This window comes from Nocardioides sp. T2.26MG-1, assembly GCF_950101795.1.
Classification (GTDB): domain Bacteria; phylum Actinomycetota; class Actinomycetes; order Propionibacteriales; family Nocardioidaceae; genus Nocardioides.
This window is the reverse complement of the sequence record NZ_CATNLZ010000007.1, coordinates 74,531-99,691: the sequence shown is the minus strand read 5'-3', so window position 1 is coordinate 99,691 and position 25,161 is coordinate 74,531. Positions and strand designations below refer to the sequence as shown.

At 73.4% G+C, this 25,161-nt stretch carries 21 protein-coding genes; 5 read left to right on the top strand and 16 right to left on the bottom strand.

The genetic code is table 11. The annotated features are described in order from the left end of the window. Nucleotides 1-382: 382 nt before the first annotated feature. From QQZ14_RS08260 to argC, 9 genes are read right to left on the bottom strand one after another with little or no spacing between them, the layout of a single operon-like run. Nucleotides 383-976 (bottom strand): DNA-3-methyladenine glycosylase, encoded by a 594-nt coding sequence (locus QQZ14_RS08260; RefSeq protein ID WP_284533774.1) that lies wholly within the window; start codon nt 974-976, stop codon nt 383-385. Next, nucleotides 960-2,402, bottom strand: a complete 1,443-nt coding sequence (gene argH / locus QQZ14_RS08255) for an argininosuccinate lyase (RefSeq protein WP_284533773.1) — start codon at nt 2,400-2,402, stop codon at nt 960-962. Before argH ends, QQZ14_RS08260 begins: the two co-directional genes overlap by 17 nt. After that, a complete protein-coding gene (gene argG / locus QQZ14_RS08250) occupies nt 2,402-3,835 on the bottom strand; it encodes an argininosuccinate synthase (protein ID WP_284533772.1) in 1,434 nt (477 codons plus the stop codon). Before argG ends, argH begins: the two co-directional genes overlap by 1 nt. Then, a complete protein-coding gene (locus tag QQZ14_RS08245) occupies nt 3,832-4,377 on the bottom strand; it encodes an arginine repressor (protein ID WP_284533771.1) in 546 nt (181 codons plus the stop codon). Before QQZ14_RS08245 ends, argG begins: the two co-directional genes overlap by 4 nt. 8 nt (nt 4,378-4,385) lie before the next feature. Further along, nucleotides 4,386-5,306, bottom strand: a complete 921-nt coding sequence (gene argF, locus QQZ14_RS08240; protein ID WP_284533770.1) for an ornithine carbamoyltransferase — start codon at nt 5,304-5,306, stop codon at nt 4,386-4,388. Then, entirely contained in the window at nt 5,303-6,487 is a 1,185-nt protein-coding gene (locus tag QQZ14_RS08235; protein WP_284533769.1) for an acetylornithine transaminase, read from the bottom strand. The genes argF and QQZ14_RS08235 overlap by 4 nt, the downstream gene beginning before the upstream one ends. Further along, nucleotides 6,484-7,434: an acetylglutamate kinase gene (gene argB, locus QQZ14_RS08230; protein ID WP_284533767.1), complete on the bottom strand. Its 951-nt coding sequence runs from the start codon at nt 7,432-7,434 to the stop codon at nt 6,484-6,486. The genes QQZ14_RS08235 and argB overlap by 4 nt, the downstream gene beginning before the upstream one ends. Next, a complete protein-coding gene (gene argJ / locus QQZ14_RS08225) occupies nt 7,431-8,585 on the bottom strand; it encodes a bifunctional glutamate N-acetyltransferase/amino-acid acetyltransferase ArgJ (protein ID WP_284533766.1) in 1,155 nt (384 codons plus the stop codon). Before argJ ends, argB begins: the two co-directional genes overlap by 4 nt. After that, nucleotides 8,585-9,631, bottom strand: coding sequence for an N-acetyl-gamma-glutamyl-phosphate reductase (gene argC, locus QQZ14_RS08220; RefSeq protein WP_284533765.1), 1,047 nt, complete (start codon nt 9,629-9,631; stop codon nt 8,585-8,587). Before argC ends, argJ begins: the two co-directional genes overlap by 1 nt. Before the next feature lie 93 nt (nt 9,632-9,724). On the opposite strand from argC, the gene QQZ14_RS08215 reads away from it, so the two are divergent. The 4 genes from QQZ14_RS08215 to QQZ14_RS08200 all read left to right on the top strand — a co-directional run bounded on the left by QQZ14_RS08215 (nt 9,725) and on the right by QQZ14_RS08200 (nt 13,329). Continuing rightward, nucleotides 9,725-10,525, top strand: a complete 801-nt coding sequence (locus QQZ14_RS08215; protein ID WP_284533764.1) for a maleylpyruvate isomerase family mycothiol-dependent enzyme — start codon at nt 9,725-9,727, stop codon at nt 10,523-10,525. A 97-nt stretch (nt 10,526-10,622) separates the two neighbouring features. Then, complete coding sequence (locus QQZ14_RS08210) at nt 10,623-11,621, top strand: ATP-binding cassette domain-containing protein (RefSeq protein ID WP_284533763.1); 999 nt, start codon at nt 10,623-10,625, stop codon at nt 11,619-11,621. Next, entirely contained in the window at nt 11,618-12,436 is an 819-nt protein-coding gene (locus QQZ14_RS08205) for an ABC transporter permease (RefSeq protein WP_284533762.1), read from the top strand. The genes QQZ14_RS08210 and QQZ14_RS08205 overlap by 4 nt, the downstream gene beginning before the upstream one ends. Continuing rightward, nucleotides 12,433-13,329 carry a class I SAM-dependent methyltransferase gene (locus QQZ14_RS08200; RefSeq protein WP_284533761.1) on the top strand — a complete coding sequence of 299 codons (897 nt, stop codon included), beginning with the start codon at nt 12,433-12,435 and terminating at the stop codon, nt 13,327-13,329. The genes QQZ14_RS08205 and QQZ14_RS08200 overlap by 4 nt, the downstream gene beginning before the upstream one ends. A gap of 17 nt (nt 13,330-13,346) precedes the next feature. On the opposite strand, the gene QQZ14_RS08195 is transcribed toward QQZ14_RS08200, so the two are convergent. The 4 genes from QQZ14_RS08195 to QQZ14_RS08180 form a co-directional block, all read right to left on the bottom strand. Further along, complete coding sequence (locus tag QQZ14_RS08195) at nt 13,347-16,523, bottom strand: ATP-binding protein (RefSeq protein ID WP_284533760.1); 3,177 nt, start codon at nt 16,521-16,523, stop codon at nt 13,347-13,349. After that, nucleotides 16,504-18,987 (bottom strand): phenylalanine--tRNA ligase subunit beta, encoded by a 2,484-nt coding sequence (gene pheT, locus QQZ14_RS08190; RefSeq protein WP_284533759.1) that lies wholly within the window; start codon nt 18,985-18,987, stop codon nt 16,504-16,506. Before pheT ends, QQZ14_RS08195 begins: the two co-directional genes overlap by 20 nt. 8 nt (nt 18,988-18,995) lie before the next feature. Then, nucleotides 18,996-20,102, bottom strand: a complete 1,107-nt coding sequence (gene pheS / locus QQZ14_RS08185) for a phenylalanine--tRNA ligase subunit alpha (RefSeq protein WP_284533758.1) — start codon at nt 20,100-20,102, stop codon at nt 18,996-18,998. 72 nt (nt 20,103-20,174) lie between these two features. Next, nucleotides 20,175-21,164, bottom strand: a complete 990-nt coding sequence (locus QQZ14_RS08180; protein WP_284533757.1) for a helix-turn-helix transcriptional regulator — start codon at nt 21,162-21,164, stop codon at nt 20,175-20,177. Between the two features lie 62 nt (nt 21,165-21,226). Between QQZ14_RS08180 and QQZ14_RS08175 the strand changes: the two genes are divergently transcribed. Then, nucleotides 21,227-21,850 (top strand): TIGR03086 family metal-binding protein, encoded by a 624-nt coding sequence (locus QQZ14_RS08175; protein ID WP_284533756.1) that lies wholly within the window; start codon nt 21,227-21,229, stop codon nt 21,848-21,850. 25 nt (nt 21,851-21,875) lie between these two features. Here QQZ14_RS08175 and QQZ14_RS08170 read toward each other — a convergent pair whose 3' ends face one another. Genes QQZ14_RS08170 through QQZ14_RS08160 form a run of 3 tightly spaced genes read right to left on the bottom strand, consistent with a single transcriptional unit; the run spans nt 21,876 to nt 25,139 of the window. Further along, a complete protein-coding gene (locus QQZ14_RS08170) occupies nt 21,876-22,913 on the bottom strand; it encodes a sensor histidine kinase (RefSeq protein WP_284533755.1) in 1,038 nt (345 codons plus the stop codon). Nucleotides 22,914-22,938: 25 nt separating this feature from the next. Continuing rightward, a complete protein-coding gene (locus tag QQZ14_RS08165; RefSeq protein ID WP_284533754.1) occupies nt 22,939-24,099 on the bottom strand; it encodes an MFS transporter in 1,161 nt (386 codons plus the stop codon). Further along, nucleotides 24,096-25,139 carry a MerR family transcriptional regulator gene (locus QQZ14_RS08160; RefSeq protein ID WP_284533753.1) on the bottom strand — a complete coding sequence of 348 codons (1,044 nt, stop codon included), beginning with the start codon at nt 25,137-25,139 and terminating at the stop codon, nt 24,096-24,098. The genes QQZ14_RS08165 and QQZ14_RS08160 overlap by 4 nt, the downstream gene beginning before the upstream one ends. Nucleotides 25,140-25,161: the final 22 nt, after the last annotated feature.

Below are 25,161 nucleotides of genomic sequence, written 5' to 3'. Positions count from 1 at the left end.
GAGATCACTGACAAAAAATTGCCAGAATCATTGTCAAAGAAACCATCAACCAACACCCCCACCCACCAACCCCAAAAGGCCACCAGGCAGAAACATCAGTCAACGGGGCATTACAAACTAATTCGTCGACTATGACACACTGTTGAGTTCTCAAGAATCAGACGCACACCGAACCAGGCCCTTGCGAGACCGGCTGCGGGGCAACCTGCAGAAACTTACCGGTTCTGATCCTCCAGGTCAACTTGCGCTGACCGGGCATCTCGGAGACCGAGGCCGGGCGCACCGCTCCCGCTCGATCTTGGCCTCTCGGCCCGAGTGGGAGCCGCGAACCGCGGCGAGGAGGAACGTTACCAGCGGTCTGTGGTCGTGCCAAACCGGAGGGTCAGCGACGCTTGAGGGGCGCTGCCGGACGGTAGACGGAGACGGTGGGATCCCCCGTCGTCCAGAACCGCCACGGCCGGTCGGGGGCGCCCCGCAGCCCCACCCGTGGGCCGGTGGAGACCGATCCGGGCGGGTCGCCCAGGGTGAGCGTGACGGGGCCCGCGACGAGGTCCGTGCCGTCGTGTCCCAGCTCGATCCCGAGGGCGGTGCAGAGCCGGGCCGGCCCCCGCGCGAGGTCGCGGTCGGTGGACCTCGGCCGGCGCTCACGCGCGAGGTCGCGACCCTCGACCACCTCCCCGGCGCGCAGCAGCACCGCGCTGGCGGTGCCCTCGGGACCGCAGACCACGTTGCAGCACACGTGCATCCCGTAGGTGAAGTAGCAGTACAGGTGACCGGGCGGGCCGAACATCACGGCGTTGCGGCGGGTCCGCCCGCGGAACGCGTGCGATCCGGGGTCGGCCTCACCGGCGTACGCCTCGACCTCGGTGAGCCGCACAGCGACGCCGCTGTGGCGGAGCACGGCGTTCAGCAGCCGCGGCGCCACCTCCAGCGCCGGGCCCGCCAGGACCTCGGGCAGCTCAGGCGATCCGGTCACGGTGGGCGGTCACCAGGTCGGTGAGCTCGGCGAGCTGCTCGCGCACGCGGACCGGCGCCGTGCCTCCGCGACCGACCCGGGACGACACCGAGCCCTCGACGGTCAGGACCTCACGGACGGAGGGCGTCAGCGCCGGGGAGATCTCCGCGAACTGCTCGTCGGTGAGGTCCGCCAGCTCGATGCCCAGCTCCTCGCACCGCCGCACGCACGCGCCGGCCACCTCGTGGGCCACGCGGAACGGGACGCCCTCGCGGACCAGCCACTCGGCGACGTCGGTCGCGAGCGAGAAGCCCTGGGGCGCGAGGGCGGCCATCCGCTCGGTGTCGAACACGAGCGTGGCCATCAGGCCGGTGAACGCCGGGAGCAGGACCTCGAGGGTGTCGACCGAGTCGAACACCGGCTCCTTGTCCTCCTGGAGGTCGCGGTTGTAGGCCAGCGGCAGCGCCTTGAGCGTAGCCATCAGGCCCGCCAGGTTGCCGATGAGCCGCCCGGCCTTGCCGCGGGCCAGCTCGGCGATGTCGGGGTTCTTCTTCTGCGGCATGATGCTCGACCCCGTCGACCACGAGTCGTGGAGCGTGACGAACCCGAACTCGCGGGTCGACCAGATGATGACGTCCTCGGCGATCCGGCTGACGTCGACGCCGATCTGCGCCGCGATGTAGGCGAACTCGGCCACGAAGTCACGCGACGCGGTGCCGTCGAGCGAGTTGGCGCTCGAGCCGGTGAAGCCGAGCTCGGCGGCGACGCCCTCGGGGTCGAGACCGAGGCTCGAGCCGGCCAGCGCCCCCGAGCCGTACGGCGAGTCCGCGGCGACCCGGGCGTCCCAGTCACGGAGTCGGTGGAGGTCGCGGAGCAGCGGCCACGCCTGGGCGAGCAGGTGGTGCGAGAGGAGCACCGGCTGGGCGTGCTGGAGGTGCGTGCGGCCCGGCATCACGCTCGGCCGGTCGCCCGCCAGATGCGCACCGGCCTGCCCCGCCAGCGCGTCGACGAGGTCGAGCAGCTGGCCGGAGATCACCCGTGCGTGGTCGCGCAGGAACACCTTGAACAGCGTCGCGATCTGGTCGTTGCGGCTGCGTCCGGCGCGCAGCCGGCCGCCCACCTCGGCGCCGACCTCCTCGACCAGGAGCCGCTCGAGGGCGCCGTGGACGTCCTCGTCGGTCGGGTCGGGGTGCAGCGTGCCGGCGGCGTACCGCTCCCCCAGCACCTGCAGGCCGCGCTGGAGCTCTGCGAGGTCGGCGTCGCTCAGCAGCCCGGCGCGGTGCAGGGCGTTGGCGTGCGCCCGCGACCCCGCGAGGTCGTACGGCGTGAGCCGCCAGTCGAAGTGCGTGGAGCGCGAGAGCGCGTCCAGCTCCGGGGCCGGGCCGCCCGCGAAGCGGCCGCCCCAGAGCTTGCCGGTGTTGGTGCCGCCTGCGGCGTGCTTGGCCATCAGTCGGTCCCCGACTCCATCGCCACGTGGTCGAGGACGTCCTCGCCCCCGCCGTGCTCGAGCGTCGGGTTGCTCGCGATCCGGTCGCCGCCGCCGGACTCGATCTCGCCGAACAGGGTGCCGTTCTCGACGAGCACGGTGCCCTGGTCGAGCGGCTGGCCGGCGTACGCCTCCAGCTTGGAGCGGGAGTCCGCGATGTCGAGGTTGCGCATCGTGAGCTGACCGATCCGGTCGGTGGGACCGAAGACGGCGTTCTCCGTGCGCTCCATCGACAGCTTGTCGGGGTGGTAGGAGAACGACGGGCCGTCGGTGCGCAGGATCGTGTAGTCCTCACCCCGGCGCAGCCGCAGCGTGACCTCGCCGGTCACCAGCGAGGCGATCCAGCGCTGGATCGACTCCCGCAGCATCAGCGCCTGCGGGTCGAGCCACCGGCCCTCGTACAGCAGCCGGCCGAGGCGGCGGCCCTCGGAGTGGTAGAGCGCGATCGTGTCCTCGTTGTGGATGGCGTTCAGCAGCCGCTCGTAGGCGATCCAGAGCAGCGCCATGCCGGGGGCCTCGTAGACGCCGCGAGACTTGGCCTCGATGATCCGGTTCTCGATCTGGTCGGACATGCCCAGGCCGTGCCGCCCGCCGATCGCGTTCGCCTCGTGGACGAGCGCGACCGGGTCGTCGTAGCGCATCCCGTTGATGGCGACCGGACGGCCGTTCTCGTAGCGGACCGTGACGTCCTCGGTGGCGATCTCGACGGCCGGGTCCCAGAACCGGACGCCCATGATCGGGCTGACGACCTCGAGGGAGACGTCGAGGTGCTCGAGCGTCTTAGCCTCGTGGGTGGCACCCCAGATGTTGGCGTCGGTGGAGTAGGCCTTCTCCTGGCTGTCGCGGTAGGGCAGGTCGTGCTCGCTCAGCCAGTGGCTCATCTCGGCGCGGCCGCCGAGCTCGTGGACGAAGTCGGCGTCCAGCCACGGCTTGTAGATCAGCAGCGACGGGTTGGCAAGCAGCCCGTAGCGGTAGAAGCGCTCGATGTCGTTGCCCTTGAACGTCGAGCCGTCGCCCCAGATGTCGACGCCGTCCTCGTGCATCGCGCGGACCAGCATCGTGCCGGTGACCGCGCGGCCCAGGGGCGTGGTGTTGAAGTAGGCACGCCCGCCCGAGCGGATGTGGAAGGCGCCGCAGACCATCGCGGCCAGTCCCTCCTCGACGAGCTGATGCCGGCAGTCGACGGCGCGGGCGATCTCGGCGCCGTACAGCAGCGCACGGTCGGGGACCCCGCTGATGTCGGGCTCGTCGTACTGGCCGATGTCGGCGGTGTAGGTGCACGGGATCGCGCCCTTGTCGCGCATCCAGGCCACCGCCACCGAGGTGTCCAGGCCTCCCGAGAACGCGATGCCGACACGCTGGCCGACCGGGAGGGACGTCAGGACCTTGCTCACGGATGCTCTTCCTTCTGCTGGGATGGGGGCTGGTGCTCGGAGTGCGGGTGGGCGTCGGCGAGGGCCAGGAACCGACGGGCGAGCTCGTCGCCGCTGTCCGGGCCGCGGCCGATCACCAGCACGGTGTCGTCACCGGCGATGGTGCCGAGGATCTCGGGGAGCTCGGCCTTGTCGAAGGCCGAGGCCAGGAACTGGGCCGCGCCGGGAGGAGTGCGCAGGACCACCATGTTGGCGCTGTGGTCGGCGCTCACGAGGAGCTCACCGCACAGCCGGGCCAGACGGGCGGTCGCCGCGGCGGTCTCCCCCGGCGCGCTCGGTCGTCGGTCACCGCCCTCCGCGGGCACGGCGTACACCAGGGAGCCGTTGGGTGAGCGCACCTTGATCGCGTCGAGCTCGACGAGGTCGCGCGAGAGCGTCGCCTGGGTGACGCGCAGCCCGCTCTCCGCGAGCAGGTCGGCGAGCTCCCCCTGGGAGTGCACCTCGCGCTGGGTGACCAGCTCGACGATGCGCTGGTGCCGGGCGTTCTTGGTGGTCGGACGCATGGTCGAGCTCATCGGGCCTCCAGCAGGAACGACAGGATCGCCTTCTGGGCGTGGCGGCGGTTCTCCGCCTCGTCCCACACGACGCTCTGGGGGCCGTCGAGCACCTCGGCGGCGATCTCCTTGCCGCGGTAGGCCGGCAGGCAGTGCAGCACGATCGCGTCGGGTGCGGCGTGGGCGAGGAGCGCGGCGGTCAGGGAGTACGGCGCGAGCACGGCGGCCCGGGCCGCGGACTCCTCCTCCTTGCCCATCGAGATCCAGGTGTCGGTGACGACGACGTCGGCACCCGTCACCGCGGCGACGGGGTCGGCCTCGAGGGTCGCCGACCCGCCGGTGCCGGACGCGATGGCCGCGGCCCGCTCGACCATCTCCGGTGCGGGCGCGAAGCCGTCGGGCGAGCTGACCCGGACGTGCAGACCGGCGGTGGCTCCGGCGAGCAGCCAGGAGTTGCCCATGTTGCACGCGCCGTCGCCGACGAACGCCACGGTCAGGCCGGCGAGCTGCTGCTTGTGCTCGCGGATCGTGAGCAGGTCGGCGAGCAGCTGGCAGGGGTGGAAGTCGTCGGTCAGCGCGTTGACCACCGGCACGCCGGCGTACTTGGCCATCTCCTCGAGGCGGGCCTGCGCGTAGGTGCGCCACACGACCATCGAGGCCTGCCGGCCGAGGACCCGCGCCACGTCGTGGACCGACTCGCGGACGCCGATGCCGGCGAGCGCGCCGTCGACGAGCATCGGGTGGCCGCCGAGCTCGGCGATGCCTGCCGCGAACGACGCCTGCGTGCGCAGCGTCTGCTTGTCGAAGATCATCGCGACCGTGCGCGGGCCGGCGAGCGGCTTGGCGTCGTACGGCGCGCGCTTGAGCTCGGCCGCCAGGTCGAGAACCCGGGCCTGCTCGGCCGGGGTGAGGTCGTCGTCCGCCAGGAAGTGCCTCATGCCTCCGCCTCCGCGAACGCCTCGTCGAGGATCGCCGGCCACGCCGCGAGGAACGCGCCGGCGTCGTCGGTGGTGAGCACCAGCGGCGGCGCCAGGCGGATCCGGCCCGGGGTGGGGGCGTTGACGATGAACCCGGCCTCCTGGGCCGCGCTCACCGCTCCTGCCGAGACGTCGGCCGACAGGTCGAGGCCGATCAGCAGGCCCTCGCCGCGCACCTCGGTGACGCGGGGGTCGGCGCCCAGGCCGTCGCGGAGCTTCTGCCCGAGCACGGTCACGTGCTCGAGCAGGCCCTCGGACTCGATGGTGCCGATCACGGCGAGCGCGGCCGCGCACGCCACCGGGTTGCCGCCGAAGGTCGTGCCGTGGTTGCCGGGCTCGAGCAGCGTGCCGGCGTCGCCGACGCCGATGCAGGCGCCGATCGGGAAGCCGCCGCCGAGTCCCTTGGCGACCGTCACGACGTCGGGCCGGACCCCGGTGCGCAGGTGGGCGAACCACCCACCGGTGCGGCCCATGCCGGTCTGCACCTCGTCGAACCAGAGCAGCGCGCCGTGCTGGTCGGCGATCGCGCGGGCGGCGGCCAGGTAGCCGTCGGGAGGTACGACGACGCCGGCCTCGCCCTGGATCGGCTCGAGCAGCACCGCGGCGGTCTCGTCGCTCACCGCGGCGGCGAGCGCGTCGGCGTCGCCGTACGGGACGAACGTGACGTCGCCGGGCAACGGCTCGAACGGGGTGCGGTAGGCGGCCTTCGACGTGAGCGCGAGCGCGCCCATCGTGCGGCCGTGGAAGCTGCCCTCGGCGACCACGACGTGGGTGCGGCCGGTACGCCGGGTGAGCTTGAACGCGGCCTCGTTGGCCTCGGTGCCGGAGTTGGTGAGGAAGACCTTGCCGCCGCCGGCGCCGACGCCGAGCAGCTCGAGGAGCTTCTCTGCCAGCTCGACCTGCGGGGTGCTGGTGAAGAAGTTGGAGACGTGCCCGAGGGTCTGCAGCTGGGTCGTCACCGCCTCGACCAGCGCCGGGTGGGCGTGGCCGAGCGCGTTGACGGCGATGCCGCCCAGCAGGTCGACGTACTCCCGGCCGTCGGCGTCCCAGACGTGGGCGCCCTCGCCGCGCACCAGCACGAGCCTGGGTGGCCCGAACGTGTTCATCAGGCTCGCGGTGTACCGCTCCTGGTAGCTCGTCATGACTGGGCGTCCCTCGCCTTCCGGGTCTTGGTCTCGACGCCGGGCAGCACCTGCGTGCCGACGCCCTCGCTGGTGAACAGCTCCAGCAGGACCGCGTGCGGCTCGCGGCCGTCGACGACGGTGGCGCGGGGCACGCCGTTCTTGACCGCCTGGAGGCAGGCCCCCATCTTGGGCACCATGCCCGACGCGAGCGTCGGCAGGATCTCCTCGAGCGCCTCGGGGCTGATCTCGCCGATCACGTCCTCGGAGCTCGGCCAGTCGAGGAACAGCCCCTCGACGTCGGTGAGGACCAGCAGCTTCTCCGCGCCCAGCGCGACGGCGAGCGCCGCGGCGGCCGAGTCGGCGTTGACGTTGTGCACCTGGCCGTCGACGTCCGGGGCGACGCTGGAGACCACGGGGATGCGACCGGCCTCGATCAGGTCGAGCACCGACTCGGGCCGGACCCGCGCCACCTCACCGACCAGGCCGAGGTCGACCTCCTCGCCGTCGACGATCGTGTTGGTGGGCTCGGCGGTGAACAGGCCGGCGTCCTCGCCGGAGCAGCCGACCGCCAGCGGGCCGTGCTCGTTGATCAGGCCGACGAGCTCGCGCTGCACCTGCCCGACCAGCACCATCCGGACGACGTCCATCGCCTCGGGGGTGGTGACCCGCAGGCCGCCGCGGAACTCCGACTCGATGCCGAGCCGGTCGAGCATCGTCGAGATCTGCGGGCCACCGCCGTGGACGACCACGGGCTTGAAGCCGGCGAACCGGAGGAAGGCGATGTCCTCGGCGAACGCCCGCTTGAGCGTGTCGTCGGTCATCGCGTTGCCGCCGTACTTCACCACCACGATCTTGCCGTGGTAGCGCTTGAGCCACGGCAGCGCCGCGGCGAGCGTGCGCGCCTTGGCGGGGTCGGGCTTGCTCGGGTCGTGGTGCGTGTGCTGGATGCTCTGGATGTCGGTCATGAGGAGTACGCGCTGTTCTCGTGGACGTAGGCGTGGGTGAGGTCGTTGGTCCAGACCGTGGCCCGCTCGGAGCCGGCCTTGAGGTCGATGGTCACGCTGACCTCCCGCGGCTTGAGATCCACCTCGGAGGGGTCGGCGTGCGGGGTGGACTGCCTGCAGACCCAGACGCCGTTCATCGCCACGTCGAGGTCGGCGGGGTCGAACTGAGCGCTGGTGGTGCCGATGCTGGCCAGGACGCGGCCCCAGTTGGGGTCGTTGCCGAACACCGCGGCCTTGAACAGGTTGGACCGGGCCACGCTGCGTCCGACCTCGACCGCCTCGGCCTCGGTCGCGGCGTTGAGCACGGTGATCGCGATCTCGTGGTCGGCGCCCTCGGCGTCGCGCAGCAACTGCATGGCCAGGTCGGTGCAGGCCCGGGTGAGCGCGTCGGCGAAGTCCGGGAGCGAGGGCGTGATGCCGCTGGCGCCGCTGGCCAGCACGGTCACGGTGTCGTTGGTGGACATGCAGCCGTCGGAGTCGAGCCGGTCGAACGACACCGCCGTCGCCTGGCGCAGCGCGGTGTCGAGGTCGGCGGCCGGGACGACGGCGTCGGTGGTGAGCACCACGAGCATCGTCGCCAGCTGCGGGGCGAGCATGCCCGCGCCCTTCGCCATCCCGCCGATCGACCAGCCGGCGCCCTCGACGACGACCTGCTTGCTCACCGAGTCGGTGGTCATGATCGCCTCGGCCGCCTGCGTGCCGCCGCCGTCGCCGGCGAGCGCGGCGTACGCCGCGTCCACGCCCGCGAGCACCTGCCCGCGGTCGTTGGTCAGCCCGATCAGGCCGGTCGAGCAGACGACCACGTCGATCGGGCCGAACCCGAGGTGCTCGGCCACCCGCTCGGCCACCGCGTGGGTGGTCTGGAAGCCCTCGGGGCCGGTGTAGCAGTTGGCTCCGCCGGAGTTGAGGACGACGGCGCGGATCGTGCCGTCCTTGACGGCCTCCTGGCTCCAGAGCACGGGGTTGGCCTTGCAGCGGTTGGCGGTGAAGACGCTGGCGGAGTCGAAGCGGGGGCCGTCGTTGACGACGAGCGCGACGTCCTTCGCTCCGGTCGACTTGAGCCCGGCGGCGACGCCGGCGGCCCGGAAGCCCTGGGGGGTGGTGACGCTCATCAGGGAGCAACTCCTACGGTCGTGAGGCCCAGGCCTTCGTCGAGGCCGAGCGCGAGGTTCATGCACTGGACGGCGGCGCCGGCGGTGCCCTTGGCCAGGTTGTCCACCGCACCGACGGCGACGAGTCGTCGCGCGTCCTCGTCGACCGCCACCTGCAGGTGTACGGCGTTGGACCCGGTCACCGACTTGGTCTGGGGCCACTGGCCGGCCGGGAGCAGGTGGACGAACGCCTCGTCGGCGTAGGCCTTGGCGTAGACCGCGTAGGCGTCCTCGGCACTGACGTCGCCGCGCAGCGGGGCCGAGCACGTGGCGAGGATCCCGCGGGGCATCGGGACGAGCAGCGGGGTGAAGCTGACCCGCACGGTGCCGTCGATGAGGGCGGAGAGGTTCTGGGTGATCTCGGGGGTGTGCCGGTGGGTGCCCCCCACGCCGTACGCGCTCGCGTTGCCCATCACCTCGCTGCCGAGCAGGTGCGGCTTGGCCGCCTTGCCGGCGCCGCTGGTGCCGGACGCCGCGACCACGACCACGTCGGGCTCGACGAGCCCGGCGGCCACGGCGGGCGCGAGCGACAGCGTCGAGACGGTCGGGTAGCAGCCGGGAACGGCGATCCGCCGTGCACCGGCGAGCCGGGCCCGCTGGCCGGGGAGCTCCGGCAGGCCATAGGGCCAGGTGCCGGCGTGCGTGCCGCCGTAGAACTTCTCCCAGGCGGCCGGATCGGCGAGCCGGAAGTCGGCACCGCAGTCGATCACCACGGTGCTGGGGTCGTCCTCCCCCAGCTGCGCCGCGATCTCGCCGGACTGGCCGTGCGGGAGGGCGAGGAACACCACGTCGTGGCCGCGGAGGGTGTCGAGCGACGTCTGCACCAGCACCCGGTCGGCGAGCGGCACCAGGTGGGGCTGCAGCCCTCCGAGCGGCTGGCCGGCGTTGGAGGCCGCGGTGAGGGCGCCGATCTCGACGCCCGGGTGGCCCAGGAGCAGGCGCAGCAGCTCGCCCCCGGCGTACCCACTGGCTCCGGCGACCGCGATCCGCTTGCTCGTCATGTGCATGACTATACAGACATTCGTATGTCTATGTGCAACCGGTAGGTCCAGCCCGAAACCGGTTGGGCAGCGTCGACGGCGCCGTCTAGGTTCACCATCATGGCGAGACTGGCGTTCGATGGCTACCTGGACCATCTCCGCGGCGAGTCGGCGCGCTTCCGTGAGGTGCTCGCCGGCTGCACCCCGGATGCGCGGGTGCCCGGCTGCCCCGACTGGACGGCGGCCGACCTGCTCTGGCACCTGACGGCCGGGCAGCACTTCTGGACGTGCGTGGTCCGGGACCGACCGGCGGCGCCCGCGGAGGACCAGGTCGGGCCGGAGCGACCCTCATCGTACGACGCGCTGCTCGCGGCCTTCGACGAGCACTCCGCCGCGTTCATCGGCGCGCTCGAGGCCGCCGACCCGGCCGAGCCCGCCTGGTCGTGGTCCGACGAGCAGACCGTGGGGTTCACCTTCCGCCGGCAGGCCCACGAGGCGCTCATCCACCGCCTCGACGCCGAGCAGACGGCCGGTGACATGACCCCGCTCGACCCCGAGCTGGCCGCCGACGGCGTGGACGAGGCGCTGGCCGTGATGTTCGGGGGCACGCCGCCGTGGGGTGAGTTCACCCCGCTCCCCCAGCACCTGCGCGTCGACCTCACCGACCGCGACGAGTCGGTCTGGGTGCAGATCGGCCACTTCACCGGCACCGACCCGGAGAGCGGCCGGAGCCACGAGTCGATCGAGGACATCGCCGTGGTGTCCGACCCCGGCGAGGAGCCCGACGTGGTCGTCGACGGGCCGGCGGGCGCGGTGGACGCCTGGCTTTGGCGGCGCGGCGACGACGCCGAGATCCGGGTCGCGGGCGACCGGGAGGTCTACGCGCACTTCCGGCGCGCGGTCGACCAGCCGATCACCTGACCCGGTTCCACGCACGCGGGGCGTCCACGCGCGCCCGGGCCACCCACTGAAACCACGGTGAAGGCCAATTGAAACCGGGCACGCCCAACTTGGGGGCATGACAGTTACCACAAGCACCGACCTGGCCGTCGCGGCCGCCGGGCTCGTCAAGACCTTCGGGACGCAGCGCGCGGTCGACGAGATCGACCTCGAGGTGCGCCGCGGCGAGGTCTTCGGCGTGCTCGGCCCCAACGGCGCGGGCAAGACCACCATGCTCAAGATGCTCGCCACCCTGCTGCCGATCGACGGCGGCGAGGCCAGCATCTTCGGCGTCGACGTCCGTCGTCAGCCGCACATGATCCGCCAGCTCGTCGGCGTGACCGGGCAGTACGCCTCGGTCGACGAGAACCTCACCGGCCGCGAGAACCTCTGGCTGTTCGGTCGTCTGCTCGGGCTGCGGTCGGCCCGGGCGAAGGCCACCGCCGCCGAGCTGCTCGAGCGGTTCGGTCTCACCGAGGCCGCCGACAAGCAGATCTCGGCGTTCTCCGGCGGGATGCGCCGCCGGCTCGACCTGGCGGCCAGCCTGATCGCCCGTCCCCCGCTGATCTTCCTCGACGAGCCGACCACCGGCCTCGACCCGCGCACGCGGGGTCAGATGTGGGGCACGATCCGCGACCTGGTTCGCGACGGCAGCACGGTGCTGCTGACCACGCAGTACCTCGACGAGGCCGACCAGCTCGCCGACCGGGTCGCGGTGATCGACCGCGGCCGCAAGGTGGCCGAGGGCACTCCCGACGAGCTCAAGACCTCGGTGGGCAGCTCCACGCTCCAGTTGCGCATGACCGAGCCGCTCGACACGGACGGCGCCGCCGGCGTCGTACGCCGCATCCTCGCGGAGGAGCCGGTCCTCACCCCGGAGGCGGGCGGGCTCAACGTCGCCCTGACCGACGCCAACCAGGCCGCCGAGGTGCTGATCGCGCTGCGCCAGGCCGGCCTCTCGATCGTCAGTGCGACCGTCCAGAAGCCGACCCTCGACGAGGTGTTCATGGCGATCACCGGCCACGGCGCCGAGGAGCCCGACCCCCTCACCGTGCCCCAGATGGAGGTGCCCGCATGACCACCACCCTGACGGAGACCGAGACCGTGGCCCCCGGCCCGGTGCTCGCCCCGCACCCCACGCTCCGCGACACCGTCGACCAGACCCTGACGATGGCGTGGCGCGCGGTCAAGAAGATGCAGCGCAACTTCGAGCAGATGTTCGACGTGACGATCCAGCCGCTGCTGTTCACCGCGATGTTCGCCTACATCTTCGGCGGCGCGGTCGCCGGGGACGTCGACAGCTACCTCCCGGTGATCATCCCCGGCCTGATCGGCCAGACGATCCTCACCGCCTGCGTCGCGACCGGCGTCCAGCTCCGCGAGGACATGGACAAGGGCGTGTTCGACCGGTTCAAGGCGTTGCCGATCGCCCGGATCGCACCGCTGGCCGGGCCGGCGCTGGCCGACATGCTCCGCTACCTGATCGCCACCGTACTGACGTTCGGTGTCGGCATCGCGATGGGCTACCGGCCGGACCCGCTCGGGCTCGCCGCCGCGATCGTGCTCGCGGTGTTCGCCGGCTGGTCGATCGCCTGGATCTTCACCTGGTTCGGCACCGTCGGCCGCAGCGCGCAGGGCGTGCAGGGCATCTCGCTGATGGTGATGTTCCCGCTCACGTTCCTGTCGAACGCGTTCGTGCCGACGGACACCATGCCGGGCTGGCTGCGGGCCTTCGCCGACGTCAACCCGGTCTCCCACGTGATCTCGGCGATCCGGGACCTCGCGACCGCCGGCCAGCTGACGACCGACGTCGCCTGGGCGGTGCTGGGCTGCGCGGCCGTCGTCGCCGTGTTCCTCCCGCTGTCGGTGCGTTCGTATGCTCGGAAGATGTGACGACGGATCGCGAAGACGGGCGGCCCGCGAGCACCACTGCCGTGCTCGTGTGCCAGGGGCGTGCCGCTGCCGACGGGCGGCACGCCCCCGGACGGTTCGCCGATCCCGTCGCCGTGAGGCTGCTCCGCGAGGAGGAGCGCGCGGTCGTGGAGCAGGTGCGCGCAGGGCAGCCACCGACGGGCTGGTCCGAGCGCTCGGCGTACGAGACCGTGCGGGCGTGCGCCGAGGTGATGGCGCCCCGGACCGTGGCCATCGACGACGCGATCCGTAGCCACCCCGCTCGACAGCTGGTCATCCTGGGCGCCGGTCTCGACGACCGCGCCTGGCGCCTGGCCGAGCTCGGCGAGACCGTGGTCTGGGAGGTTGACCATCCCGCCTCCCAGCAGGACAAGCGGGACCGGTCCGACGGCCTCCCGCCGCTCACGCAGACGATCCACTTCTGCCCCGTCGACTTCGCCCGCGACGACCTCGCCACCGCGCTCGAGGCCTCGGGGCACGATCCCACCACCCCGACCACCTGGCTCTGGGAGGGGGTCGTGCCCTACCTGACGACCGAGCAGGTGCGCACGACGCTGGAGCTCGTTGCCCGCCGCTCGGCGCCCGGCAGCACGCTGGTGCTCAACTACCAGTCCCATTCGCTGCGCGCGTCGGTCGGCCGGCGTCTGGCCGGCCTCGTCGGCGCCGTCGGACGCGGGCGATCGCCGCTGGCCCGTGAGCCGTGGCGCACCCTGCTGGAGCCGCAGCAGGTCACCTCGATGCTGAATCGCGCGGGCTTCGCGATCGAGACCGACACCGACCTCCTGACCGAGGCGGCCCGGCTCGGCATGGCGCCGCGGGCCCGCACCTCGCTGCGCACCGGCCGGGTCGCCGTGGCCACCCACTCGGCGAGCTGACGCGGCCCACGCCTCGATCAGGCCCCCGCGCCAGCCAGGTCCGCCACCAGCCGCTGAACCTCGTCACGCAGCTCGGTCGTCTTCCGGTCGGTGACCTCGGCTCGCACCCGCGCCTCCTCCCCGGGGAGCGCAGCCTCGGCGAGCGCCAGACCCGGCGCCCACGCCAGGCTCGGCAGCTGCCGGTTGTAGCCGAAACGGTCGGCGTACACGAGCAGGCGTACGGCGAGCGCGGCGCGATCCGGGTCGGGGTGGTCGGAGCGGGCGCAGTCGGCGAGCTCCCACTCGGCCAGCGCGAACAGGACGGATCCGAACACCGGGTAGTCGAGGAAGCCGACCACCCCGGCGAGGATCTCCGGAGCCCGGCGCAACAGATCGCGGCGGAGGTACTCGACCTCGTCCTGCTGACCGTGGAGGACGTGCGCGGCGAGTGCCCCGGCGGTCGCGTACAACGTCCAGGGCTCGTAGCCGAGCATCGACTCCAGGCCGGGGAACGAGCGGGCGGACAGCGTCGTCACTGCGTCGCGGTAGCGCCGGAGGCCGGCCTCGGTGCGGCCGGCGGCCAGGTCGAGCTCGGGGCGTCCGCAGAGCAGGACGATCGCGGCGCCGAAGATGCCCGAGCCTGCGTCCTCGGCCTCGATCTCGTCGAAGATGCGCTCAGCCTCGGCGATCCGGCCCTCCCCCATGGCACCCAAGGCGGCGACGGCCTTGAGCTGGGCGACGTCCTCGCGGGCACCCAACGCGTCCAGCACCGGGATCGCGTCGCGGGCGTACACCCTGGCCTCGTCCATGTCGCCGACCTGCATGGTGAGGCCGGCGAGCTGGGCGCGGATCAGGGCCGCCCCCCAGGGTCCGTGCTGGTCGTCGGCGAGCGCGAGCGCCTGCAGCGCCCGCTCGTGCGCGAGTCGGACCTCGCCCAGGTTCTCGTAGAACTGGCTCGACCACTGCAGGGCGAGCTGGGCGACCCTGCGGTCCTCGTGGGCGCAGAGCTCCTCCAGGATGTCGGCGCGGTTCTCGCCGATGCTCCGCCGGGCGGCGAGCAGGACCGTGGCCGCGATATCGCTGCGGGTCCCGTGCCTGCCCACCCCGAGCTCCTCGAGCCGGTCGAAGGCCCGACCGGAGACGGAGTCGGAGAAGATCAGCGAGTTGAAGGCGATCGCGACCAGTGTCGTGCGGTAGGCCTCCTCCAGCTCGGCGGGGACCTCGGCGGCGACGACGAGGTCCTCCACGTCCGGAGAGATGTTGACGACCTTGAGGTGGCTCCCCTCGATCGTCCAGAAGTCCGAGAGACAGGCAACCAGGACGATCGCCGCGTCGGCATCCGGCTCGCGCAGGGACCGGCGGAGCAGATCGACCAGGTTGCCCTCCTCGGTGCGGATCGCCGTCATCGTCTCGACCTGGTCCGGGCCGAAGAGCCGCTGCGCGCAGCGGGTTGCGAAGTCCAGCCCCCACCCACGGAACCGGGCGATGGTCTCGGTGTCGTCGCCGGCGCCGACCAGCTGCATCTGGCCGAACTCCCGCACGGTCTCGAGCAGCCGGTAGCGCAGCTCGCCGGACCCCTCGACGACGGTCACGAGCGACTGGTCGACGAGGTTGGCCACCGCATCGAGGGCGTCTCCGCCGACGACCGCCTCCGCTCCGCCCAGCGAGAACCCGTCCCGGAACACCGAGAGCCGCCGCAGCGCGACCCGCTCCTCGTCGTGGAGTAGGTTCCAGCTCCAGTCGATCACGGCCAGCAGCGTCTGGTGGCGCTCGGGTGCGTCGCGCGAGCCGCCGCGCAGGAGGGCGAACCGATCCTCCACCCGCCGCTCGATCTCGGCGACCGACATCACCCGAACCTTCGCGGCGGCGAGCTCGACCGCGAGCGGGAGGCCGTCGAGCCGGGAGACCAGTGAACGCACCTCCGCATCCTCGAGACGTACGCCGGGCCGGGCGGCCGTGGCCCGCTCGCGGAACAGCTCCGCGGCGTCGTCGAGCCCGAGCTGCGGCAGCTGGTAGACCCGCTCGGCGGCGATGCCCAGCGGCGCCCGGGTGGTCGTCAGCACCCGCAGCGACGGCGTGCGGAGCACGAGCACGGAGACGAGGTCTGCGACGGCCTCGACCAGGTGCTCGCAGTTGTCGAGGATCAGCAGGGACGGCGCCGTGCCGATCTGGTCGACGATGCGGGTGACCAGGTCGGTACGCCGGGCTGCCGCGGAGGTCAGCCGTCCGGCGACGGACTCGCGCACCCCGAGCACGTCGCCGATCTCGACCGCCACGCCCTCCGGGCTGGTGACGCCGGCGAGCTCGACGAAGTGCACCACGGGTTGCTCCGCGAGCCGGCCCATCAGGTGGGCGAGCCGGGTCTTGCCGAGGCCGCCCGCACCGACGATCGATGTCACCCGCGAGCTGTGGATGGTCTCGGCGAGGGCGACGACGTCCTCGTCCCGGCCGATCAGCGGGGACGCCTCGTAGAGCAGGCCCTCGCGGACCGGCCGGTCCTGGGCCAGGAGCTCCAGGTGCAGCGCCTGCAGCTCGGGACCGGGGTCGACGCCGAGCTCGTCGGCCAGCCGTTCGCGGACCGCGGCGTACCGCTCCAGCGCGGCGGGCACCCCGCGGACCGCGGCCTCGCTGCGCAGGAGTGCCGCGAGGGAGGGCTGCTCGAGGACCCGCTCCTCCAGCAGCGGCAGGGCCCGGGCGTGGTGGCCGAGTGCGGACAGCGCCCGGCCGAGCACGCCCCGCGCGTCCGAGCGCACCGATCGGGCACGATCCCGCAGCCGCGCGAGCTCGCCGTCACCGGCGTCCGAGACGGCCAGGTGCGCGAGGGGCTCGGCGTGGTCGGCGGCCGCCCGCCAGTCACCGGCCATCTCGGCGCGTACGGCGGACTCGTGCCGGTCGAGCATCCAGCCGACGTCGGTGGTGACGCCGCCGAGCCGGTACCCGTGCGGCGTGCGGTCGACGACGCTCGCGTCGGTGGCCGCCCGGGCCCGGGAGACCACCACCTGGAGGGCCTTGGTCGGGTTGGCCGGCGCGTCGTCGCCCCAGATCTCCTCGATCAGGCGCCCCTCGCTGACCCCGTCGTCCTGCGCGGCCACGAGGGCGGCGAGCAGCGCCTGGGTGCGCTCGCCCGCGACGGGAGCACCCCGCCAGCGGACGTCGCCGAGCAGCGTCAGCGCCGCTCCCGCGGCACCGGCGTCCTCAGCTGCGCTGGACGGCACCGGTCCGCTCGGCGGCGAGCGCGACCGCCGCATCACGAGCGGCCGCCGTCTCCTCCTCGGTCAGCGTGCGGTCCGGCGCCCGGAAACGCAGTGCGAACGCCAGCGACTTGTGCCCCGCGCCCACCTGTTCGCCGGTGTAGACGTCGAAGAGCCGGATCGACTCCAGGAGGTCGCCGGCGCCCGCACGGAGCGCAGCCTCCACCTCGGCGGCCGTCACCTCCTCGCCGACGACCAGCGCGACGTCCTCCTTCGCGAGCGGGTACGTCGAGAAGTCCGGCCCCGGGGTGACGTCGCGGGCGTGCCGCATCAGCGCGTCGAGGTCGACCTCGACCGCAGCGCTGCGCTGCGGCAGGCCGAACGCCTGGCAGACCTTGGGGTGCAGCTCGCCGGCGTGCCCGAGGACCTCGCCGGCCACCGAGAGCACCGCGCAGCGCCCGGGGTGCCAGGGCATCCGGGTCGCGGCCCCGACCTCGACCTCCACGCCGAGCTCGGTGCCGAGACGGCGCACGATCCCGATCGCGTCGGCCCAGCCGGATGCGCGTCCGGCGCCCCACCATCCGGCGCGCTCCCGCTCGCCGGCCAACGCCACCGCGAGGTGCAGCGGCTGGTCCGGGAGCGCCTCGACGAGCTTGGCCAGCTCGTCGTCGGTCGGCCGCCAGTCGACGCCGTAGATCGGCGCTGGGCCACGGTCGACGGGGAACGCGACCGTGGCGGTCTCGAACAGTGACACCCCGGACGCGCCCCGGCCCAGGTTGCGCGCGGCGGCGCGCAGCAGGCCCGGCAACAGCGTCGTCGTGTACGACGGCTCCTCGCTCGACAGCGGGTTGGCGAGCCGCACGGTGTGCCGCAGCGGGTCGTCGGCGGCCAGTCCGAGCGCGTCGAACGCGGCGTCACCGACGAACGGGAAGCTGATCACCTCGACGCAGCCCGCGCCTGCGAGCGTGCGGCCCACACGGCGCCGCAGCCGCTGCTCGCGAGTCAGGCCACGGCCGGCGGCCTCCCTCGGCAGCACCGACGGCACCTGGTCGTAGCCGACAATCCGGGCGACCTCCTCGACCAGGTCGAACGGGTCGTTGAGGTCGGGCCGCCACGGCGGCGGCGTCGCGGTCAGCGTCGCCTCCGCCCGCTGCACCGCGCAGCCGACGGCCTCCAGGTTGGCGACCGTCGTCGGGGCGTCGATCGGCATGCCGCTCACCCGCGCCGGCAGGTCGTAGGCGATCGTGATCGAGGGTGGCTCCGGCGGCGTGCCGACCACCGTCACGCCGGAGTCGGCGGTGCCGCCGCCGTACGTCGTGAGCAGCTCGACCACCCGGTCGGCAGCGGCCTCGGTGACGACCGGGTCGACGCCGCGCTCGTTGCGCTTGCCGGCCTCGGAGGCGATCTTGTGACGCTTGCCGGTGCGGAACATCGAGACGGCGTCCCAGTGCGCGGCCTCGACGAGCACGTTCGTGGTGGTGCCGGACATCTCGGTGGTCTCGCCGCCCATGACGCCGCCGAGGCCGATGATCCCGGAGTCGTCGGTGACCACCAGGTCCTCGACCGACAGGGCACGGTCGACACCGTCGAGCGTGGTGAGCCGTTCGCCCTCGCGGGCCCGGCGGACCCGGATCGGGCCCTGCAGCTTGTCGGCGTCGTAGCCGTGGATCGGCCGGCCGATCTCGAGCATCACGTAGTTGGTGACGTCGACGGCCAGCGAGATCGGGCGCATGCCCGACTGGGTCAGCCGGCGGGCCATCCAGTCCGGGGTCGGCGCGCCCGGGTCGAAGCCGGTCACCTTCCGCGCCACGAACACCGGGCAGCCGGCCGGGTCGTCGATCTCGACCGGGTAGCCGTCGGCGTTGGCCGCGGGGACCGGCCGGTCGGCGGGGTCGCGGTACGGCGCGCCGTACGCCAGCGCCGCCTCGCGGGCGACACCGCGCAGCGAGAGCGCGTAGGCACGGTCCGGGTTGATCTCGAACTCGATGACCTCCTCGCGGAGGCCGAGCACGTCGAACGCGTCGTCGCCCGGCGTGCCAGCGTCGGCGGGGAGCACGATGATGCCGTCGTGGTCCTCCCCCAGGCCCAGCTCGCGGGCCGAGCAGATCATGCCGGAGGAGACGTGGCCGTAGGTCTTGCGCGCGGAGATCTCGAACCCGCCGGGCAGCACGCCGCCGGGCAGCACCACGACGACGAGGTCGCCTGGTGCGAAGTTGTGCGCACCGCAGACGATGCCCTGCGGCTCACCGGAGCCGTTGGCGGCTCCGACGTCGACCGTGCACCAGTTGATGGTCTTGCCGTTCTTCTGCGGCTCGGCGTCCATCGTCAGCACGCGGCCGACGACGAGCGGACCGCGGATGTCCGCGCCGGCGCGCTGGATCGCCTCGAGCTTGAGCCCGAGCGCGGTGAGCCGGTGGGTCAGGTCCTCGGTCGAGAGCCCGTCGGGGAGGTCGACGTACTCGCGGATCCAGGAGACAGGGGTCTTCATCGGTGTCCTCAGAGCTCCGTTCCGAAGGCGGTGGTGAACCGGACGTCGCCCTCGAAGAGCTCGCGCAGGTCCTCGATGCCGTGGCGGAACATCAGCGTGCGGTCGATGCCCATGCCGAACGCGAAGCCGGTGTAGCGCTCGGCGTCCACGCCGCAGGCCCGCAGCACGCGGGGGTTGACCACGCCGCAGCCGCCCCACTCGATCCAGCCCTCGCCGCGACAGGTGCGGCAGGGCGCACCGTCGAGCTCGCCGGCACCGCGGCACACGAAGCAGACCAGGTCGACCTCGGCGCTCGGCTCGGTGAACGGGAAGTACGACGGACGGAACCGGGTGCTGATGCCCTCGCCGAACATCGCCGCCGCGAAGTGGTCGAGCGTGCCCTTGAGGTGGGCCAGGCTGATGCCCTCGTCGATCGCCAGGCCCTCGACCTGGTGGAAGACCGGGCTGTGGGTGGCGTCGTACTCGTCGGTGCGGAACACGCGCCCGGGGCAGACGACGTAGATCGGCGGCTTGCGCGAGAGCATCGTGCGGGCCTGCACGGGCGAGGTGTGCGTGCGCAGCACGATGCCGTGGTCGGCCGGCTCGGTCCAGAACGTGTCCTGCATGGTCCGGGCCGGGTGGTCGGGGCCGAGGTTGAGCGCGTCGAAGTTCAGCCACTCGGCCTCGATCACCGGTCCCTCGGCGACCTCCCAGCCCATCGCGACGAAGATGTCGGCGATCAGCTCGGAACCCGTGGTGAGCGGGTGGCGGGCACCGGTCGGCACCCGGTCGGTGGGGAGCGTCACGTCGACGGTCTCCTCGGCCAGCATCCGCTCCTCGTGCTCGGCCTCGAGCACCACCTGCCGTGCGGAGAGGGCCTGGTTGACCGCGCCGCGGGCCTGGCCGATGCGCTGGCCTGCCTCCTTGCGGGCCTGGGGCGGCAGCGCGCCGATCTCGCGGTTCGCGAGCGCGAGCGGCGAGCGGTCGCCGGTGTGCTCGATCCGCACCTGCTTGAGCGCGGCGAGGTCCAGGGCAGCGGCGATCGCGGCAAGCGCTGCGTCTCGCGCGGCGTCGACCTCCTCGGGCTTCAACGGGGTGACCTCCACGGGGTCGTAATCGGTGTTGGGGCCCGACAAGGCACGCCTCTTCCCTGCTTCACTTGATGTCCGGTCTCACCGCGGAGTCTATGGAGGTCGGCGGCGCGGCGGCTAACCGGTTCCGGTGAGCGCGCCGTGCCTGCGCAGCGCGGCGGCGGCGCGCTCCACCAGGTCGGCCCGCAGATCGGCCGGAGCGAGGAGCTCCGCAGCCCCGGCGAAGGTGAGCAGCAGCCCGATCGCCTGGCGCCGCGCCCGCATGGTGAGCCGCAGCAGCACCCGGCCGGTGCGGTCCTCGACACCGAGGTCCTCGATCACGCTGTCGGGCAGGACCTGGAACGACGCCAGCCGCCGGAACAGCTCCACCTCGTCGGCCACGACCGCCACGTCGACGGCCACCGCCTCCCCGGTCTCGAGACGGCCACGCAGCCGCGCCCACTCCGCCGCCAGGTCGAGATCCGCCGGTCGGGTGGCGGCGTCCGCGAGGATCTCGGCGGACGCGATCCGCGAGACCCGGAACATCCGGGCACCGCCGCGGTGGGCGCCGAGGAGGTACCAGCGGCCGGCGTTCTCGACGAGGCCGTACGGGTCGACGGTCCGCACGGCCGGGCCCTCGCTGCCGGCGGAGGTGTAGCGCAGCCGGACCCGGCGGCCGTCGGTCGCGGCCTGGCGCAGGACGGGCAGCACCGGGACCTCCTCGGCCGCGGCGAACCACCGCCGCCGGTCGACCACGAGCACCGACGCCAGCTCGTCCGCCTTGTTCAGGGCGGCCGACGGCACGGTGGCGGCCAGCTTGGCCATGCCCGTCGCCAGGGCCGGGCCGAGGCCGAGCGCGTCGGCGGAGTCGCGACCGCCCCACACGAACAGCGCCTGCGCCTCCGCGGTGGAGAGGCCGCTGACGTCGGTGCGGTAGCCCTCGACGAGCGCGCACCCGCCGCCACGGCCGCGCTGCAGGTAGACGGGAACTCCGGCGGCCGAGAGCGCCTCCATGTCGCGGAGCACGGTCCGCTCGGAGACCTCGAGCAGCTCGGCCAGACGCCGCGCGGGCAGCCGGCCGTGCCGCTGCAGGAGGTGCAGCAGCTGCAGCAGTCGGTCGGCGCGCACGGCGACGATCCTGCCATCTTTTCCTGACACAAGGTGTCAGGTTTGGCCGGCAGGCTGGTGCCATGACGACTCAGACACCCGCCACGCCCACCTCTCCCGCGGCCGACCCCCGCCCGACGGTCCGCCGCGCCATCGAGCAGCTGACCCCGATCGTTCAGGGCGTCACCGAGGCCGACCTGGGCCGACCGACCCCATGCACGGACTGGACCGTGCGCGGCCTGCTGGCCCACCTGGTCGCGGTCGAGCGGCGGATCGCCCACATCGTCGAGGGCGGCCACCCGTTCGACGTCCCCTCACAGGTCACCGACGTCGAGCAGGACGCCTGGGCTGCCGCCTGGCGCACCTCGGCCGCGCGGCTCGCCGAGGTGCTCGAGCAGCCGGGGGTGCTGGAGCGCGACGTCGCGCACCCGCTGGGCACCGTCCCCGCGCCCCTGGCGCTCGCGGTGTACGCCGGTGAGCTGGCCGCCCACGGCTGGGACCTGGCCGCAGCGCTCGACCGGGTCGACGCCCTCGACCAGGACCTCGCCGCCGCCTGCCTGGGGCCGATCCGGGGCTTCCTGCCCGCGGAGCCGCGCGACGCGATGCCGTTCGGCCCGGTCGTGCCGGTGGCGGACGACGCCCCGGCGTACGACCGGCTGCTGGGCTGGTACGGCCGGGACGCCGGCTGGCGGCCGCCCGCTCGCTGAGTCGGCCGGGACCCCGCGGCGGCTCCTACGAGGGCGGCTCGACCGGCAGCACCACGGTGATCCGGGCGCCGCCGACCTCGGTGTCGCCGATCGTGACCGTGCCGCCGTGGGCGTCGACCAGGCCGTTGACCAGGTAGAGCCCGAGACCCGAGCCGCCGGTCGCGCCGCCCTTCCAGAACTTCGTGAACACCCGGCGTCGGAGCTCGGGTGGGATCCCGTCGCCCTCGTCCTCGACGACGAGGCGCACCCCGGTGGCGGGATCCGGGCCGGGCACCGGCTCGATCCGGATGCGCACCGTCCCGGACCCGTGCCGGACGGCGTTCTCGACCAGGTTGGTCACGACCTGGGTGTACTTGTCGGGGTCGACCAGGACCTCGGGCACGGTCGCGGCCGCCTCGAGCACCAGGAGCCGGCTGGTGCTCGCACCGACGGAGTCGACGACCCGCCTCGCCAGCATCGCCGGGTCGGAGGGGCGCGGGTAGAGCTGCAGCCGGCCGGTGTCGATGCGGGCGACGTCGAGGAGCTCGGCGATCAGCCGGCTGAGCCGGTCGGAGTCGGCGCTGACCGTGGTCAGCATCAGCTTCTTCTGGTCGTCGCTGAGCTTGTCCCAGCGGTTGAGCAGGGCCTGCACGAAGCCCTTCACGCCGGTCAGCGGCGAGCGCAGCTCGTGGGCGACCGTGGCGACCAGGTCCGAGCGCTCGCGGTCCAGCCGTGCGCGCCCACGGCCCGAGCGCAGGCTCACCGCGACCCGCTCGACGGGCCGGTCGAGCGCCGGCCGATGGATCCGCGCGACGACCAGCACCTCGGTCCCGTCGGGCAGCAGCCAGCTCTGCTCCGGGATGGCGGTGCGCGTGCGCAGCCCGTCGTAGGGGTGGTTGACCGTGCACCAGTCGCGGCCGTCCTGGTCGCGGAGGGCGAGCACCTGCCCGAGGCGACGTCCGACTGCCTCCTCGGGGTCCGTTCCCAGGAACCGCGCCGCCACGACGTTGACGGCCGTGACCGTGCCGTCGGGGCCGGCGAGTACGGCGCCGTCCGCGAGTGCGTCGAGGTCGAGGCGCGTCACTCGCGCCACTCTAGAGGCTCGCGGGTCAGCCCAGCAGAGCCACCGGAACGGCGGTGGCCACGAGCAGCGCCGCGACGGCGACGAGCGCCCACCCCAGGCCGGCGCCGTGCGCGACCAACCCGAGGAGCGGGGTCGCCACCAGCACCGGACCCGTCTGTGCGAGACCGAGCAGGGACTGGAACCGCGCGAGCATGTCGGGCGGGGTCCGCTCCACGAACGCCGGCAGCAGCCGGGCGGTCACCAGCGTCACACCGGCTCCCACCGTGGCGAGCGCCAGGACGGCGGGCAGCACGTCGTCGACCACGGCGAGGAGCACGACCCCGGTCGCCGCCAGGACCGGGCCCGCGGCCGCGACCCGGGCGCGGGGCACACCCCGCCGGGCGACGACGACCGTCACGAGGAGGCCGCCCGCGACCCAGGCCGCCGACACGATCCCGACCGCGGCCGGGCTCCACTGCCGCTCGCGGCCGAGGAGGGGGACACACAACATCACCAGCGGCAGCACGGACGAGGCCAGGCCCATCACCGCGAGCACCGTCGTCGGGACCCGGGGCGCGGCCGCCGCTGCCCGGACCCCGTCAGCGATCGCGGCCCACGTCCGCCCACGCGGACCGGCGACATGGTCGGCCTCGCGCGGGGGACGCACCCGGAGGAGGACCAGCAGCACGCCGACGAAGGTGACCGCGTCGAAGGCGGCGGCACCGGGCATGCCCGCACCCGCCACGAGGACGCCGCCGAGGCCCGGGCCCGCGACGCGCGCGACCTGCAGGCACCCGCCGACAACGGCCATCCGCCGGGCGAGCTCGTCGCCGGTCGAGAACAGCCGGGGGAACACCCCCTCGGCGGGACGCCGCAGCGCCGCCGCGGTGCCGGCCAGGGCCGCGCCGACCACCAGCGCCCACAACGGGACGCCGCGCACGGTCGCGAGCGCGAGGAGCCCCATCACCCCGACCATGGCCGCGTCGCAGCCGATCATCATGCGGCGCGCGCCGTACCGGTCGGCGAAGGCTCCTCCGGCCAGGATCAGGGCGCACAGCGGGATGCTCTCGACCGTCAGCACGAGCGAGGCGGCGCCGGGGCCGTACGCCGTCGCGAACCAGGCGAGCGCGAAGAACGAGACCGAGTCGCCGGTCGTGGAGACCGTGGCGGCCGCGAGCCAGACCCGGAACGGCCGGGGTCGGGTCACCGGGGCGACGGCATGACGAGGGCCACGAACCCCGGCTGGTACGGCGAGCTCAGCCGCACCGCCTCGTGCTCGCCGGCGACCGCGAGCTGCGCGTGCGCGCCGAGGCAGGCCCCCAGCGCCCGCTTGAGCAGCGCGCTGCCCATGCGGACCGTCTGCTCGTCCCCCCGGACCGCGCCGCCGACCGCGACGGTCGGGGGTCCGTCCCCGCCCACTCCCAGCCCGTCGGCGGAGAGGACGAGCGTGACCTCGGCCCGACCGACCCGGGTGATCGCCTCGAGGAGGTCGTCGCGGTGCACGACCACGGTGGCCCTGGCGGGCGGCAGGCCTGCGACCAGCAGCCGGTGGGCGGGGTACGGCGTGTCGCGCCCGGCCGTCAGGTCGTCCGCGCCGGCGACCCGCAGCCGGTCGCCCGCGAGATCGAGGACGACCTCGCCGGCGTGGTCCAGCCGTTGGGCCACGCCCGCGGCCTCGCCGAGGCCCAGGACCACCCGCCCCTCCCCCGACGGCTCGGCCGACTCCATCGTGCGGACGGCCATCCAGTAGCGGTTGGTCGCGACGACGTCCAGACCCGCCGGAGACGCGTCCAGCAGGACGGCGCCCAGCGCCGAGGTCGCGTCACCGTCCGCGGCCACCCGCACCTGCCGGATCGCCGCCGCGAGGACGGGGCCGGCCAGCCGGACGTGCGCGGTCTCCACCGGCGGGCTGCTCGCGACGGCGGTGAGCACCTCGCGCAGCGCCGCCTGCGCCCGGGCCGCGTCCGCGGCCCGCTCCTCGACCAGACCGGAGAGCAGCCGTGCTGCCTCGTCCGGCGACGCGTCGAGCACCCGGCGCATGGACTCGATGGGGACCCCGGCCTCGCGCATCCCGACGATCAGCCGAGCCCGCTCCGCCAGCTGGGGGGTGTAGTAGCGGTAGCCCGTGGCGTCGTCGATCTCGGCCGGCACCAGGAGCCCGCACTCGTCGTAGTGGCGCAGGGCGCTGGGCGTCAGGCCGACGGCGCGCGCGAAGGCGCCGATGGTGAGCAGCGGCGGAGAGGTCACGGCACCACGTTCGAGCCTCAGG

Coding starts and splice junctions, on each gene's coding strand:
- argH (WP_284533773.1), bottom strand. CDS start 2,402: ATGGCCAAGCACGCCGCAGGCGGCACCAACACCGGCAAGCTCTGGGGC.
- QQZ14_RS08245 (WP_284533771.1), bottom strand. CDS start 4,377: ATGCGTCCGACCACCAAGAACGCCCGGCACCAGCGCATCGTCGAGCTG.
- argF (WP_284533770.1), bottom strand. CDS start 5,306: ATGAGGCACTTCCTGGCGGACGACGACCTCACCCCGGCCGAGCAGGCC.
- QQZ14_RS08235 (WP_284533769.1), bottom strand. CDS start 6,487: ATGACGAGCTACCAGGAGCGGTACACCGCGAGCCTGATGAACACGTTC.
- argB (WP_284533767.1), bottom strand. CDS start 7,434: ATGACCGACATCCAGAGCATCCAGCACACGCACCACGACCCGAGCAAG.
- argJ (WP_284533766.1), bottom strand. CDS start 8,585: ATGAGCGTCACCACCCCCCAGGGCTTCCGGGCCGCCGGCGTCGCCGCC.
- argC (WP_284533765.1), bottom strand. CDS start 9,631: ATGCACATGACGAGCAAGCGGATCGCGGTCGCCGGAGCCAGTGGGTAC.
- QQZ14_RS08215 (WP_284533764.1), top strand. CDS start 9,725: ATGGCGAGACTGGCGTTCGATGGCTACCTGGACCATCTCCGCGGCGAG.
- QQZ14_RS08210 (WP_284533763.1), top strand. CDS start 10,623: ATGACAGTTACCACAAGCACCGACCTGGCCGTCGCGGCCGCCGGGCTC.
- QQZ14_RS08205 (WP_284533762.1), top strand. CDS start 11,618: ATGACCACCACCCTGACGGAGACCGAGACCGTGGCCCCCGGCCCGGTG.
- pheT (WP_284533759.1), bottom strand. CDS start 18,987: ATGAAGACCCCTGTCTCCTGGATCCGCGAGTACGTCGACCTCCCCGAC.
- QQZ14_RS08175 (WP_284533756.1), top strand. CDS start 21,227: ATGACGACTCAGACACCCGCCACGCCCACCTCTCCCGCGGCCGACCCC.